The sequence below is a fragment of the Pseudomonas putida genome (assembly GCF_001976065.1).
GTDB classification, from domain to species: Bacteria; Pseudomonadota; Gammaproteobacteria; order Pseudomonadales; family Pseudomonadaceae; genus Aquipseudomonas; species Aquipseudomonas serbica.
Genome location: NZ_MNAH01000006.1, coordinates 326581 through 341921 on the forward strand (window position 1 = coordinate 326581; position 15341 = coordinate 341921).

Genomic DNA, 15341 nt, shown 5'->3' on the forward strand with positions numbered 1-15341 from the left:
TTCGAGTTCCACTATGAATGCTCTTTCAAAGGAAGGGTCCGCGGCCGCTCCAGCCAAGCCCCTTCACCGTCGGGAACGATTTCGACCACATCGACTTGCGAGCCACTGATGGCGACTATCCGACCGTCGTTACGCCCCAGGTAATCACCGACTTTCAGCCGATGCACCCCACCGGCGCCGCGCAACAAGGCAAAGGAGCCCGCTGCATTGGAGATTGTGCCGACCATTTCAAACTGCTCGATATTGAAACCCTCAAGGTACTGCTTGACCCGGTTGGGGTCCGGCTGGACATTGCGCGCCCCCTGCTTGAGTGCGAGATCGACCTTGACCTGCCGGGAAAACGGGCTGCGCAGGTTGGCGGCGTTATAGGTGAATGTCGGGTAAGACCGGAATGTCGGCGTTGGTTCAATCTGGCCCGGTGCCCGCAGGCGCATTTCGTTCATGTAAGCGTCCAGATCACTGAAATCATCGCTGCCGCCACAGCCAGCCAATATGGCCATCAACACCATCAGCGAATAACCACGAAGCGGGCTCATCGATGCAGCCCCTTGTCGTTGTAGCGGTAGGTCTTGGCCAGGATGCTCATGCGCAACTTCGGCCCGCCGTCGGGATTGACCGGCGCCAGGTCGAAATCATGCAGGGTGACGATACGCGGCAACCCGGCCACGCCACTGACGAAAGTGGCCAGGTCGTGATAGGCGCCGGTAACCGTGATCTGGATCGGCAATTCGATATAGAAAGGCTGGGTGACCTCCGGCAGCAGCTTGATCTCTTCGAACTCCAGGCCGCTGCCCAGCCCCGTTCGCGTGATGTCCTCCAGCAAGCCGGGGACTTCGGTGTCGCTGGGCAGTTGCCGGAGCAGCACGCCAAAGGAGTTCTCCATCTCCTTCATCTGCTGGGTGTAGAGCTCCAGATTCGCCGCTAAATGGGATTTGCTGGCAAATTGCTCCTTGAGGGTCGACTCCTCCTTGCGCTTGAGTTCGAGCTGGCTTTCAAGCTCGCTCGTGGAAAAGCTGTAGCCGATCGAAAGCACCAGGATTGCGACCACAATGCCCGTCAGGACCTTGATCGCGGGTGGCCAGGTACCGATGTTATTGGTGTCCAGATCGTTGATGTCGATCCGGCGAAGCCCTACGAACCACTCGGACGGACTCACTTGTCGACCTCCGTGGCCGCAGGCTGGGTCTGACGAACGGTCAACTGAAAAACGTTAGCCTGGTCCAGCTGACCAGCGGTCGTCGCCTTGACTTCAGTGAGGCTGGGCGCATCAAACCAGTCGGACGCATCAAGGTTGCGCATCAAGTCTGAAACGCGATTATTCGATTGCGCCGCCCCGGTAATGGACAAGGTCTTGCCCGCCATTTTGACTTCAGTGAAAAACACCCCATCGGGCAAGGTGCGCGCCAATTGATCAAACATTCGCCCGCTGATCGGACGATTGCCCTGCAAGTCCTGGATGATGCGCATGCGCTCGACCAATTGCTCGCGACGGGCCTTGAGATCACTGATCTGCTTGATCCGCTCGTCGACCACGGCGATTTGTCTGCCGATGTAATCATTACGCGCAAGCTGCCGCTCGATGGCGCTGCTGATGACCTGGTTGGCGAAGAACAGCGCACCCGTCGAGCCCACCAGTACACCGACCAGCATCAGTAGAAAGCGCTTGCGCCGCTGTTCGCGCCGCTCTTCGCGCCAGGGCAATAGATTGATCCGCGCCATCAGTCGAAACTCCTGAGGGCCAGCCCGCAGGCGATCATCAGTGCGGGCGCATCGCTGGTCAGCGCCGCGGCGTTGACCTTGCTGCTCAGGGTCATGTCGCAAAACGGATTGGCCACCTGTGTCGGCGTACCCAGTTGCTGCTCGATCAACTGCTCCAGGCCGGAGACCGACGCAGTTCCCCCTGCCAGCAGAATGTGGTCGACCGTTTTGTAGTGGCCCGAAGCAAAGAAGAACTGCAACGAACGCGACACTTGCTGCACCAGCGCCTCACGAAATGGCTGCAAGACTTCACTGGCATAATCGTCAGGCAAACCACCCTGCTTCTTCGCCAGGCCCGCTTGCTCGACGGTCAGACCATATCGGCGCTGAATTTCCTCGGTGAGCTGGCGGCCACCAAACAACTGTTCGCGGCTGTAGATGATCCTTCCGTCATGCAGCACGCTCAGGGTGGTCATGGTTGCGCCGACGTCGACCACCGCCACCAGTCGCCCTTGGAAGCCCCCTCGCGGGTTCTTCAGCAGACTGCAAGATCGTTCCAGGGCATAGGCCTCGACATCGACCACGCGCGCAGTCAAGCCCGCCAGGCCCAAGGCGGCCTCTCGGATCTCGACGTTCTCCTTGCGACAGGCGGCGAGCAATACGTTGACCCGCTCAGGATTGCGCGCTGACGCGCCCTGGACCTCGAAATCGATGGCAACTTCGTCCAACGGATAAGGAATGTACTGATCGGCCTCAATCTTCAGCTGATCTTCCATCTCGTCATCGGAAAGACCGGCCTCCATCTCGATAGTCTTGGTGATCACCGCCGAACCGGCCACAGCCACGGCTACGTTCTTGAGGCTGGTCCGGGCCTTGACCAGCGCACGCGCCACGGCCTGGCCCACGCCATCGAGCTCGGTGATGTTTTTTTCGATGACCGCACCGGGGGGTAACGGCTCGACCGCGTAAGTTTCGACCCGATAGCCACTGCCCTGGCGGCTCAGCTCCAGCAGCTTCACCGATGTGGAGCTGATATCGATCCCCAGAAGCGACCTGGCTTTTTTATTGAAGAGTCCTAGCACTACCAATTCCCTATGACTTTCCGTGTGTTACGGACTCCATAACGGGGGTTGCGTTCAAACCACCCGTCTTGACAGCAGCGCAAATAACGCCATGGACGGAAAAATGCTTATAATGCCCAGCGTTTTTTTCCGCTTTTTCTCAAGCGCGGGTCGTTCTCCTTAGCCTGAACCCTGATGCCAAATTCATTTTTTACCCTGGATGTCCAAAAGCCTTGATTCGTCTGCTGAAATTTTTCGGTTGGTCCATCGTCGCCGTATTCTGCGGACTGCTTCTGGGTCTGAGTGGGGCGTTTCTTTACCTTAGTCCCGGATTACCGTCCGTAGAGGCACTGAGAAGCATCCAGTTGCAGATCCCTTTGCGGGTCTACAGCAGCGATAACAAGTTGATCGCAGAATTCGGCGAAATGCGCCGTACACCGATCCGTTTCGCCGACATTCCCCCCAATTTCATTAATGCGTTACTAAGTGCTGAAGACGACAACTTCGCCAACCACTACGGTGTCGATCCCAGCAGCCTGATGCGCGCCGCCACTCAGCTGGTGAAAAGCGGCCATATCCAGTCCGGCGGCAGCACCATCACCATGCAGGTGGCGAAGAACTTCTTCCTGACCAGCGAACGCAGCTTCTCGCGCAAAACCACCGAGATTCTCCTGGCCCTGCAGATCGAACGACAACTGACCAAGGACGAAATCCTTGAGCTTTACGTCAACAAGATCTATCTGGGCAATCGTGCCTACGGCATCGAAGCGGCGGCGCAGGTGTATTACGGCAAGTCGATTCGCGACATCAGCCTGGCGCAGATGGCGATGATCGCCGGCCTGCCCAAGGCCCCTTCGCGATTCAACCCGCTGGCCAACCCGGCCCGCAGCAAGGAGCGTCGCGACTGGATCCTGGGGCGCATGTACAAGCTGGGCAAAATCAGCGAAGCCGACTACACGGCCGCCATCAACGAACCACTGAACGCCAGCTATCACGTACCAACGCCAGAAGTGAACGCGCCCTACATCGCCGAGATGGCTCGCGCCGAAATGGTTGGTCGATATGGCAGCGATGCGTACACCGAAGGTTTCCGCGTCACCACCACGGTGCCGAGCAACCTTCAAGAGATGGCCAACACCGCCCTCCACGAAGGCTTGATGACCTATGACCAGCGTCACGGCTACCGGGGCCCCGAGTCGCGCCTGCCGGGCAAGACGCGCGAGGCGTGGGCGACCGAACTGACCAAGCAACGCACCGTCAGCAGTCTCGAGCCGGCCATCGTCACCCAGGTCGACAAGAACGGCCTGCAAGTGCTGACCCGCACCGGCAGCGAGCACGTTGGCTGGGACAGCATGAAATGGGCTCGCCCATTCCTGAACACCAACAGCATGGGGCCCAATCCGAAACAACCCTCGGACGTAGCCCAGGTCGGCGACCTGATACGCGTGCAGCGCCAGGCGGACAATACGCTGAAGTTCAGCCAGATCCCGCAAGCCCAGGGCGCACTGGTCTCCCTTGACCCGCAAAATGGCGCCATCCGCTCTCTGGTCGGCGGTTTCGCCTTCGAGCAGAGTAACTACAACCGCGCCCTTCAGGCCAAGCGCCAGCCGGGCTCGAGCTTCAAGCCGTTCGTCTACAGCGCCGCCCTGGATAACGGCTACACCGCCTCCAGCCTGGTGAACGACGCACCGATCGTGTTTGTCGACGAGTACCTGGACAAGGTCTGGCGCCCGAAAAACGATACCAACACCTTCCTCGGCCCGATCCGCCTGCGCGAAGCGCTCTACAAGTCGCGCAACCTGGTTTCGATCCGCCTGCTGCAAGCAATGGGGGTAGGTAAAACCATCGACTACATCAGCCGCTTTGGCTTCAACAAGCAGGATCTGCCGCCCAACCTTTCCCTGGCCCTGGGCACCGCGACCCTGACACCAATGGAAATTGCCACGGGCTGGGCTACCTTCGCCAATGGCGGCTACAAGATCACCCCGTACATCATTGACAAGATCGAGAGCCGCAACGGCGATACGCTGTTCGTCGCCAACCCGCCAAGCGTGCCAAAAGGCGCTGTCGCGACCGACGGTATCGCCGCACCTGCCGCCGAAGCCTTTACGGTCAATGCAACACCTGGCCAAGTACCGGGCGAGGCACCAGCCGCGCAAGCACCCGCCGTGGCTGAGCGCATTGTCGACGGACGCACAACCTACATCCTCAACAGCATGCTCGAAGACGTGATCAAGCTCGGTACTGGCCGTCGCGCGCTGGCCCTGGGACGCGGCGACATCGCGGGCAAGACCGGCACCACCAACGAGTCCAAGGACGCCTGGTTCTCCGGCTACAACGCCGATTACGTCACCACCGTCTGGACCGGCTTCGACCAGCCTGAGAGCCTGGGTCGCAAGGAGTTCGGCGGCACCGTCGCCTTGCCGATCTGGATGAACTACATGGGGGCTGCGCTCGAAGGACTGCCGCCACACACCCAGCCGGAGCCGGAAGGCATCCTGAGCCTGCGGGTAGACCCTGTCAGTGGTCGTGCGGCCACTCCAGGCACGCCAGGGGCTTACTTCGAACTGTTCAAGGTCGAGGATACGCCGCCGACGGGCAATGAGCTGGGCAACGGCACTGCGCCAGGCAGCCCACTGCCGGCGGATGAAGCGGCACCGATTGATTTGTTCTGATCCCGTATAGCAGCGCAAAAAGCCCCGCCTTCGAGTGAAGCGCGGGGCTTTTTATTGCCTGCCAGCCTTGCATTGATTGAGCTGCCGTATTGGCGGGCAAGCCCGCTCCCACTGGGATTAGCGGCGCCCGCACCCTCGACGCAAAACTCACAGATACGAAAAAGCCCCGACTCAAAATGAGCCGGGGCTTTTGGTTGAAGCGCTACAACGACTTAGCCGTTGAACACGTCATCCACGCTTTTCAGCGGGTAGTTCTTCGGATACGGCAGGGTTGCCACGCCGGTCTCGATCGCAGCCTTGGCCACGGCATCGGAGATCACGGTGATCAGGCGGGCGTCCATTGGTTTCGGAATGATGTACTCACGACCGAATTCCAGCGCGATGCCGCCGTAGGCGTCGCACACTTCCTGAGGTACTGGCAACTTGGCCAATTCGCGCAGGGCGTTGGCCGCAGCCACTTTCATTTCTTCGTTGATGCGCTTGGCGCGAACGTCCAGGGCACCACGGAAGATGAACGGGAAGCCCAGTACGTTGTTGATCTGGTTCGGGTAGTCCGAACGGCCGGTGGCCATGATCACGTCGTTGCGGGTGGCATGCGCCAGCTCCGGGGAAATTTCCGGATCCGGGTTCGAACAAGCGAACACGATCGGGTTAGGCGCCATCGACAGCAGGCCTTCAGGGCTCAGCAGGTTCGGGCCGGACAGGCCGACGAACACGTCTGCGCCTTGCAGGGCGTCTGCCAGGGTGCGCTTGTCGGTCGCGTGAGCGAAAACAGCCTTGTACTGGTTCAGGTCGTCACGGCCGGAGTGAATCACACCGGTACGGTCAACCATGTAGATGTTTTCGATGTTGGCACCCATGCTCACCAGCAATTTCATGCAGGAGATGGCGGCAGCGCCGGCACCCAGGCACACGATCTTGGCTTGCGGCAGGGTTTTGCCAGCGATTTCCAGGGCGTTGATCATGCCGGCAGCCGTCACGATCGCGGTGCCGTGCTGGTCGTCGTGGAATACCGGGATGTCGCACTGCTCGATCAGGGCACGTTCGATCTCAAAGCACTCAGGTGCCTTGATGTCTTCCAGGTTGATGCCACCGAAGGTGATGGAGATGCGCTTGACGGTGTCGATGAAGGCTTGCGGGCTTTCGGAGTCGACTTCGATGTCGAATACGTCGATACCGGCGAAGCGCTTGAACAGCACGCCTTTACCTTCCATCACTGGCTTGGAGGCCAATGGGCCGAGGTTACCCAGGCCCAGAATCGCGGTGCCATCGGAAATGACTGCAACCAGGTTGCCTTTGCCGGTGTATTTGTAGGCCAGCTCAGGATCGCGGGCGATCTCGCGTACTGGTTCAGCTACGCCGGGGCTGTAGGCCAGCGACAGGTCGCGGGCGGTAGCGGTGGCCTTGGTGAGCTCGACACTCAGCTTCCCTGGACGAGGATTGGCATGATATTCGAGAGCGGCAGTTTTCAGATCAGACATTTTGGCATTCCGCTTTTACTGTTGGACAGACTGGTCAGCGAGGATACGCGCCTCGCAAAATCCCCACAAGACTGACCGGTCACCCCTGTCAAGCACCCGTCCCTACGACTTTGGCCCAAGAGCCACGGAACACAAGGGATAGACTGTTCACAATCCACATTAAAAATGTCTACAATTATTTAAAAATGGCCATTGCAGCCAAATCCCAGACACAAAAAAGGCGCCCCAGGGGACGCCTTTTTTATCAGCATGGAAAAACGGCAACGCTTTCCCAGGTTGATCGGCCTTAGGCCTTTTTCGCACCGAAAGCACCGAAACGGTCTGCGAAGCGCTGAACGCGGCCGCCAGTGTCCAGAGTCTTCTGCTTACCGGTGTAGAACGGGTGGCATTCGTTGCAAACGTCGATCGCCAGGGCTTTGCCGAAGGTCGAACGGGTTTCGAACTTGTTGCCGCAGCTGCAGGTAACAGCAACTGCTGGGTATTCTGGATGGATATCAGCTTTCATGGTGTCTTCCTCTGGCTAGCGTGCCGCCACCCAACACTATTGTTGAATACCGCACGTAATTAGGCCGCGGATTCTACCAGACAATGCCAATCACGCAAGCTGTCCCTGAGACCGACCGTCTGCTAGGCTCCCGATCCAAAGCGCGATCCTTGTGGGAGCGGGCTTGCTCGCGAAAGCGGTGTGCCGGCCAGCATTCAAGGCGTCTGACACACCGCTTTCGCGAGCAAGCCCGCTCCCTTAGGTTATGTGTCATACCCTTCATTGCCTGTTGATCGAGACTCCCCCGCGTGCCCGACGCCATTTTGCGCCTCGCCCTGCCTTCGCCCCTGCGCCGCCTGTTCGACTACCGGGCGCCGGCCGGCGTGATGCGTGCGCAGTTGCACCCCGGCATGCGCTTGCGGGTGCCGTTCGGTCGACGGGAGATGATCGGGATCCTGGTGGAAGTTACCGACACCAGTGAAGTACCGGTGGAGAAACTCAAACCTGCCCTCGCACTGCTGGATGCCACGCCGCCGCTGCCGCCCGCGCTGTTCAAGCTGTGCCTGTGGACATCCCAGTACTACCAGCACAGCCTCGGCGACACCTTGAACTGGGCACTGCCGGTGTTGCTGCGCCAGGGTGAACTGGCCGAGGCGCGCCAGGAGCGCTTCTGGTCCGCTGCGCCAGGCGCCAGCCTCGATGACCCGCGTATCGCCCGAGCCCCGCGCCAGCGCGAAGCCTTGGCAACATTGGCCCAGCACCCTCACGGCGTCGCCCATCAGTTGCTGAGCAAGCTGATGCTGAGCAAGGACAGCCTCGATCTGTTGCTGGCCAAGGAACTGGTCCAGGTCGAGATCCGCAGGCACGCTCCTGGCGCCCGCCACGAACACTGGCTGGCCCAACCCGAACTGCCACTCAACCCGGAACAGCGGGCAGCCTATGAAGCCATTCGCGCCGGGTTCGACAGTTATCACGCGTTCCTTCTCGCCGGAGTTACCGGCAGCGGCAAAACCGAAGTTTATCTGCAACTGATCCGCGAAACCCTGGAGGCCGGCAAGCAAGCGCTGGTACTGATCCCGGAAATCAACCTCGGGCCGCAAACCCTGGCGCGCTTCGAGCAGCGCTTCAATGCGCGCATCGCGCTGATTCACTCGGCGGTCAATGATCGCGAACGTCTCGACGCCTGGCTCGCCGCCCGCGACGGCGAAGCCGACATCATTATCGGCACCCGCTCGGCGCTGTTCACGCCGATGAAAAACCCGGGACTGATCATCATCGACGAAGAACACGACGGCTCTTACAAGCAGCAGGAAGGCTTGCGCTACCACGCGCGCGACCTGGCGCTGGTACGGGCGCGCCAGGAAAACATCCCGATTGTCCTGGGCTCCGCCACGCCCTCGCTGGAAAGCCTGCACAACGCCTACACCGGCCGCTATGGACTGTTGCGGCTGAACGAGCGCGCGGGTGGTGCCAAGCAACCACGATTCCTGCGCCTGGATGTGAAAAGCCGTCCGCTGGACAGCGGCATTTCCGGCCCCATGCAACAAGCCATCGGCCAGACACTTGCCGCCGGCCAACAGGTGCTGGTATTCCTCAACCGCCGCGGCTTTGCCCCGACGCTGTTGTGCCACGACTGCGGCTGGATGTCCGAGTGCCAACGCTGCGATGCGCGCATGACCGTGCACCAGCGCTACGGCGAACTGCGCTGCCATCATTGCGGCTATGTCGAACGCGTGCCGCGCCAGTGCCCCAAGTGCAGCAAGGTCGACTTGCGCCCCGTGGGAGCCGGTACCGAACGGGCCGAGGAACGCCTGGGGATCCTGTTCCCGGACTTTCCTGTGCTGCGGGTCGACCGCGACAGTACATCGCGCAAGGACGCAATGAACCAGTTGTTCGCCACTATCCAGAAAGGTCACCCCTGCATCCTGGTCGGCACGCAGATGCTCGCCAAGGGACACCACTTTCCACGGGTCACCCTGGTCTCGATCCTGGATGCCGACGGCGGGCTGTTCTCCGGTGATTTCCGCGCCAGCGAGCGCATGGCGCAACTGATTGTCCAGGTCGCCGGTCGCGCGGGCCGGGCGGAAGAGCCGGGCAAGGTGATCATCCAGACGCACCTGGCCGACCATCCGTTGCTGGTGCAACTGACTGAACAGGGTTACTTCGCCTTTGCCGAACAGGCCTTGAGCGAGCGGCGCGCGGCGGGATTGCCACCGTTTGCGCATTTGGCGCTGCTGCGGGCCGAAGCGCACAAGCCGGGTCAGGCCGAAGGCTTTCTTGATGAAGCGTGCAGCGAGGCCGAGCGTTTGCTCGCCGATCAGAATCTGACCGGAATCGAACTGCTCGGGCCGGTGCCGGCGCCGATGGAGCGGCGGGCCGGGCGTTATCGTGCGCAGTTGTTGCTGCAGGCTACCGCACGGGCGCCGCTGCATCGGTTGCTTGCCAGCTGGCTGCTGGTTTTGGAACAGATGCCGAGCGGGCGGGCGGTGCGTTGGTCATTGGATGTTGATCCCGTCGATTTGTATTGAACGGGCCGGCCGATTTGTCACCACATATCCATAACCTGCCCGCTATAGTTGGCAAGCTTGCCCGGGCAACGGATAATGCCCAGTTTTTCCACCAGCGCACGATGCGCCGCCGCGCTTGCGGTCGAAAGAGAAGACCATGAAAGACACCATTCGTCAGCTGATCCAACAAGCCATCACCCAACTCGTCAACGAAGGTGTGTTGCCTGAAGGCCTGTCGCCGGCGATCCAGGTGGAAAACTCCCGCGACAAGAAGAACGGCGACTTCGCCAGCAACATCGCCATGATGCTGGCGAAACCGGCCGGCATGAAGCCGCGCGACCTGGCGGAAAAAATCATCGCCGCGCTGCCCACCGACGAAAACGTCTCCAAGGCCGAAATCGCCGGCCCTGGCTTCCTGAACTTCTTCCAGAACACCGATGCCCTGGCTTCGCGCCTGGACGCCGCCCTGGCCGACGCCAACATCGGAGTGCGCAAGGCCGGCCCAGTGCAGCGCACCGTGGTCGACCTGTCCGCCCCGAACCTGGCCAAGGAGATGCACGTCGGCCACTTGCGCTCGACCATCATTGGCGACGGCGTGGCCCGCGTACTCGAGTTCCTCGGCGATGAAGTGATCCGCCAGAACCACGTCGGCGACTGGGGCACCCAGTTCGGCATGTTGATGGCGTACCTGCAGGAAAACCCGATTACCAGCGACGAGCTGTCGGACCTGGAAAATTTCTACCGCGCCGCCAAGCAACGCTTCGACGAATCCGAAGAGTTCGCCGACCGCGCCCGTGGCCTGGTGGTCAAGCTGCAGGCCGGCGATGCCGATTGCCTGGCGCTGTGGACCAAGTTCAAGGACATCTCGCTGTCCCACTGCCAGAAAATCTACGAACTGCTGAACGTCAAGCTGACCATGGCCGACGTGATGGGCGAAAGCGCCTATAACGACGACCTGATCAACGTGGTCAACGACCTCAAGGCCGCTGGCATGCTGGTCGAGAGCAACGGCGCCCAGTGCGTGTTCCTCGACGAGTTCAAGAACGCCGACGGCGACCCGCTGCCGGTGATCATCGTCAAGGCCGATGGCGGCTACCTCTACGCCACCACCGACCTGGCCGCCGTACGCTACCGCAGCGGCAAGCTCAAGGCTGATCGCGCGCTGTACTTCGTCGACCAGCGTCAGGCCCTGCACTTCCAGCAGGTGTTTGCCGTGGCGCGCAAGGCCGGTTTCGTGACCCATCCAATGGAAATGGAACACATGGGCTTCGGCACCATGAACGGCGCTGACGGCCGCCCGTTCAAGACCCGTGATGGCGGCACCGTGAAGCTGATCGACCTGCTGACCGAAGCCCAGGAACGCGCCTACACCCTCGTGAAAGAGAAGAACCCTGAGCTGGCCGAAGCCGACCTGCGCAACATCGCCAAGGTCGTGGGCATCGGCGCGGTGAAATACGCCGACCTGTCCAAGCACCGCACCAGCGACTACAGCTTCAACTTCGACCTGATGCTGAACTTCGAAGGCAACACCGCGCCCTACCTGCTGTACGCCTACACCCGTGTGGCAGGCGTGTTCCGCAAACTCGGCAAGGACTTCAGCGAAGTCGAAGGCCAGATCGTGCTCGAAGCCACCCACGAACACGAACTGGCGGCAAAGCTCGCACAGTTTGGCGAAGTGCTGAACAACGTGGCCGAGAAAGGCACGCCGCACATTCTCTGCACTTACCTGTACGACGTCGCCGGCCTGTTCTCCAGCTTCTACGAGAACTGCCCGATCCTCGCCGCCGACACCCCGGCACAGATGCAGAGCCGCCTGCGCCTCGCCGCACTGACCGGTCGCACCCTCAAGCAAGGCCTGGAGCTCTTGGGCCTGGAAACTCTGGAGCGTATGTAAGTTGGCTGCCAAGAAAAAACCTGCACCCAAGCGTGGCGCCAGCCGTTACCAAGCTCCAGCGAAACAACCGATCCCGGGTTGGCTGTGGATGGCCATTGGCCTGACGGTTGGCGCATTCATCGTTTTCCTGATGAAGCTGGAGCCGGGCAAAGGCAGCGACACGGTCAAGCGCGAGAAGGTGGAGCAACAACAGAAAGCCACCAAGATCGCCGAGGCTAACAAGACGCCGCCGAGCCCGACGCAACCGGTGAAGCCGAAATACGACTTCTACACCCTGCTGCCGGAATCGGAAGTCATAGTGCCACCGGATGCCGTACCGGAAAAAACCCTGCCGACGCCACAGGTACCGGCCATTCCGACCACGCCGGTGACACCGGCTGAAGCGGCGAAGATCGACACCGCGCGCGCCCAGGCTGCCTTGTCCGGGATTACTCCGCCTCCTGCACCGCCGGTCAAGGCGGCGCCTGTGACGAAGTTTTTCCTGCAGGCCGGTTCGTTCCGCAAGGAGACTGATGCGGATAAGGTTCGCGCGCAGATCATCCTGCTCGGCCAGGCTGTGGCGGTTGAGTCCGGCACCGTGAAAGACGAGACCTGGTACCGGGTTCTGGTCGGTCCGTTCAGCAACCGTGAGCAACTGACCACGGCGCAGAAACAATTGGCGGGCGCAGGCTTCAGCAATTTGTTGTTACAACAACGCCAGAGCCGCTGAGACCGCGTCATCGTTCTTCGCGAGCAGGCTCGCTCCCACAGGGTTAGCGTAAATCCTGTGGGAGCGAGCCTGCTCGCGAAGGCGTCCTCATTATCACCAAAGCCATTTCTGTCTCCCACCGCCCGTCCCCTCTCCCGCCCAACAGTTGAAATCCTCTCCACCACCCCCATATGAATGGGCATAAGGCATTTTCGCCCCGCAGCGTGGAGACTCTTCCCTTGACCACCATCGTTTCAGTTCGCCGCCACGGCAAAGTCGTCATGGGCGGCGACGGCCAGGTTTCTCTTGGCAATACCGTGATGAAAGGCAACGCGAAAAAAGTTCGTCGCCTGTACCACGGCCAGGTCATTGCAGGTTTTGCCGGTGCCACCGCTGACGCCTTTACCCTGTTCGAACGCTTCGAAGGCCAACTTGAAAAGCACCAGGGTCACCTGGTACGCGCCGCTGTCGAACTCGCTAAAGAATGGCGTACCGACCGCTCCCTGAGCCGCCTCGAAGCCATGCTCGCGGTCGCCAACAAAGACGCCTCCCTGATCATCACCGGCAACGGCGACGTGGTCGAGCCTGAAGACGGCCTGATCGCCATGGGGTCCGGCGGCGCCTATGCACAAGCGGCAGCCAGCGCACTGCTGAAAAAAACCGACCTGTCGGCCCGGGAAATCGTTGAAACCGCCCTCGGTATTGCCGGCGACATCTGTGTATTCACCAACCACACCCAGACCATTGAGGAGCAGGACTGCGCCGAGTAAAGCCTGACTTGGCCCTGTGCCACGGCTCATTCTTGCTTGAGGTCCTTTGAATATTATGTCCATGACTCCCCGTGAAATCGTCCACGAACTCAATCGCCACATCATCGGCCAGGACGATGCCAAACGCGCCGTCGCCATTGCCCTGCGCAATCGCTGGCGTCGCATGCAGCTGCCTGAAGAGCTGCGCGTTGAAGTAACACCCAAGAACATTCTGATGATCGGCCCGACCGGTGTCGGTAAAACCGAGATCGCCCGTCGCCTGGCGAAACTGGCCAACGCACCTTTCATCAAGGTCGAAGCGACCAAGTTCACTGAAGTCGGCTATGTCGGCCGCGACGTCGAATCGATCATTCGTGACCTGGCCGATGCCGCGATCAAGCTGCTGCGCGAACAGGAAATCGTCAAGGTTCGCCACCGTGCCGAAGACGCAGCAGAAGAGCGCATCCTCGACGCCCTGCTGCCACCGGCACGCATGGGTTTCAGCAACGACGATGCCCCGACTGCTGATTCCAACACACGCCAACTGTTCCGCAAGCGCCTGCGCGAAGGTCAACTGGACGACAAGGAGATCGAGATCGAAGTCGCCGAAATGGCCGGCGTCGACATCTCTGCGCCACCGGGCATGGAAGAAATGACCAACCAGCTTCAAAGCCTGTTTGCCAACATGGGTAAGGGCAAGAAAAAAGCTCGCAAGCTCAAGGTCAAAGAAGCGCTGAAGATGGTGCGCGACGAAGAAGCCGGTCGCCTGGTCAACGATGATGAGTTGAAAGCCAAGGCACTGGAAGCGGTCGAACAGCACGGCATCGTGTTCATCGACGAAATCGACAAGGTCGCCAAACGCGGCAACTCCGGCGGCGTCGATGTGTCCCGCGAAGGCGTGCAGCGTGACTTGCTGCCGCTCATCGAAGGCTGCACCGTCAACACCAAGCTGGGCATGGTCAAGACCGACCACATCCTGTTCATTGCTTCGGGTGCGTTCCACCTGAGCAAGCCAAGCGACTTGGTGCCCGAGCTGCAAGGTCGTCTGCCGATCCGTGTCGAACTCAAGGCCCTGAGCCCGGAAGACTTCGAGCGTATCCTCAGCGAACCTCACGCCTCGCTCACCGAGCAATACTGCGCACTGCTGAAAACCGAAGGCCTGGGTATCGAGTTCCTGCCGAGCGGCATCAAGCGCATTGCCGAGATCGCCTGGCAGGTCAACGAAAAAACCGAAAACATCGGTGCCCGTCGCCTGCACACTTTGCTTGAGCGCCTGCTGGAAGAAGTGTCTTTCAGTGCCGGCGACCTGGCCAGCGTCCATGACGACAAGGTGATCCAGATCGACGCCGACTACGTCAACAGCCACCTGGGTGAATTGGCGCAGAACGAAGACCTGTCCCGTTATATCCTGTAAGCCATACTTACAGCGATGACGGACCCTGTGGGAGCGGGCTTGCTCGCGAAAGCGGTCTGACAATCAACATCCATGTTGAATGTTAAGGCCCCTTCGCGAGCAAGCCCGCTCCCACATTTGAATCGGGGTCCCACACCTAATCGGACATCCGGCCATGACCCAGCTCCCCACCGACATCAAGCTGCACAAAGCCTCGAAAACCCTGACGCTCAAATACGCGTCCGGCGAGGAATACACCCTGCCCGCCGAGTTCCTGCGCGTGCACTCTCCCTCCGCCGAGGTCCAGGGCCACGGCAAACCCATCCTGCAATTTGGCAAGATCAACGTAGGGCTGAGCAAGATAGAACCTGCCGGTCAGTACGCATTGAAGCTGACCTTCGACGATGGCCACGACAGCGGCCTGTTCACCTGGGAATACCTCTACGAACTGGGGCGACGTCATGACGCACTCTGGGAGGATTATCTTGCCGAGCTCAAAGCCGCAGGGAAAACCCGCGACCCGAACGAATCTGTCGTCAAGCTGATGCTCTAGCCCGAGCCTCTTGCTCTTTAGAGGGCATTTTCTAATTTCATCTGTTTGAATGCTCGGCTTCAGGGCCGACGCTTGGCCCGCTTGCGAAAAAAATTAAACTCGGGTAACCAATGGATTGGCAAGTTCCCTGCAGTGCTCTCTGAACTAAAAAGCAGTGA

13 protein-coding genes are annotated in these 15341 nt (G+C 60.3%); 7 read left to right on the forward strand and 6 right to left on the reverse strand.

What is annotated here, in order from left to right; genetic code table 11:
* Nucleotides 1-11: 11 nt before the first annotated feature.
* From BKX96_RS21710 to BKX96_RS21725, 4 genes are read right to left on the reverse strand one after another with little or no spacing between them, the layout of a single operon-like run.
* Entirely contained in the window at nt 12-536 is a 525-nt protein-coding gene (locus BKX96_RS21710) for a pilus assembly protein PilP (protein WP_046816960.1), read from the reverse strand.
* Entirely contained in the window at nt 533-1156 is a 624-nt protein-coding gene (locus BKX96_RS21715) for a type IV pilus inner membrane component PilO (protein WP_046816959.1), read from the reverse strand. The genes BKX96_RS21710 and BKX96_RS21715 overlap by 4 nt, the downstream gene beginning before the upstream one ends.
* On the reverse strand, nt 1153-1719 hold the full coding sequence (locus BKX96_RS21720; protein WP_046816958.1) for a PilN domain-containing protein: 567 nt from the start codon (nt 1717-1719) through the stop codon (nt 1153-1155). The genes BKX96_RS21715 and BKX96_RS21720 overlap by 4 nt, the downstream gene beginning before the upstream one ends.
* A complete protein-coding gene (locus tag BKX96_RS21725) occupies nt 1719-2780 on the reverse strand; it encodes a pilus assembly protein PilM (RefSeq protein WP_077185449.1) in 1062 nt (353 codons plus the stop codon). The genes BKX96_RS21720 and BKX96_RS21725 overlap by 1 nt, the downstream gene beginning before the upstream one ends.
* A gap of 215 nt (nt 2781-2995) precedes the next feature.
* Between BKX96_RS21725 and BKX96_RS21730 the strand changes: the two genes are divergently transcribed.
* Nucleotides 2996-5434, forward strand: coding sequence for a penicillin-binding protein 1A (locus BKX96_RS21730; protein WP_410454544.1), 2439 nt, complete (start codon nt 2996-2998; stop codon nt 5432-5434).
* A gap of 212 nt (nt 5435-5646) precedes the next feature.
* Here BKX96_RS21730 and BKX96_RS21735 read toward each other — a convergent pair whose 3' ends face one another.
* Entirely contained in the window at nt 5647-6915 is a 1269-nt protein-coding gene (locus BKX96_RS21735) for a malic enzyme-like NAD(P)-binding protein (protein WP_077185451.1), read from the reverse strand.
* Nucleotides 6916-7201: 286 nt separating this feature from the next.
* A complete protein-coding gene (rpmE, locus tag BKX96_RS21740) occupies nt 7202-7420 on the reverse strand; it encodes a 50S ribosomal protein L31 (protein ID WP_008047849.1) in 219 nt (72 codons plus the stop codon).
* A gap of 287 nt (nt 7421-7707) precedes the next feature.
* Here rpmE and BKX96_RS21745 point away from each other — a divergent pair, with 287 nt between their 5' ends.
* From BKX96_RS21745 to BKX96_RS21770, 6 genes are all read left to right on the forward strand, one after another.
* Nucleotides 7708-9927: a primosomal protein N' gene (locus BKX96_RS21745; protein WP_077185452.1), complete on the forward strand. Its 2220-nt coding sequence runs from the start codon at nt 7708-7710 to the stop codon at nt 9925-9927.
* Between the two features lie 136 nt (nt 9928-10063).
* On the forward strand, nt 10064-11800 hold the full coding sequence (gene argS / locus BKX96_RS21750; RefSeq protein WP_077185453.1) for an arginine--tRNA ligase: 1737 nt from the start codon (nt 10064-10066) through the stop codon (nt 11798-11800).
* Between the two features lies 1 nt (nt 11801).
* On the forward strand, nt 11802-12509 hold the full coding sequence (locus BKX96_RS21755; protein ID WP_046816952.1) for an SPOR domain-containing protein: 708 nt from the start codon (nt 11802-11804) through the stop codon (nt 12507-12509).
* Between the two features lie 218 nt (nt 12510-12727).
* The gene (hslV, locus tag BKX96_RS21760; protein ID WP_007975582.1) at nt 12728-13258 is read left to right on the forward strand and encodes an ATP-dependent protease subunit HslV; all 531 of its coding nucleotides are present in this window, start codon (nt 12728-12730) and stop codon (nt 13256-13258) included.
* 55 nt (nt 13259-13313) lie between these two features.
* Entirely contained in the window at nt 13314-14651 is a 1338-nt protein-coding gene (gene hslU, locus BKX96_RS21765; protein ID WP_046816951.1) for an ATP-dependent protease ATPase subunit HslU, read from the forward strand.
* Nucleotides 14652-14805: 154 nt separating this feature from the next.
* Nucleotides 14806-15183 carry a gamma-butyrobetaine hydroxylase family protein gene (locus BKX96_RS21770; protein ID WP_046816950.1) on the forward strand — a complete coding sequence of 126 codons (378 nt, stop codon included), beginning with the start codon at nt 14806-14808 and terminating at the stop codon, nt 15181-15183.
* Nucleotides 15184-15341: the final 158 nt, after the last annotated feature.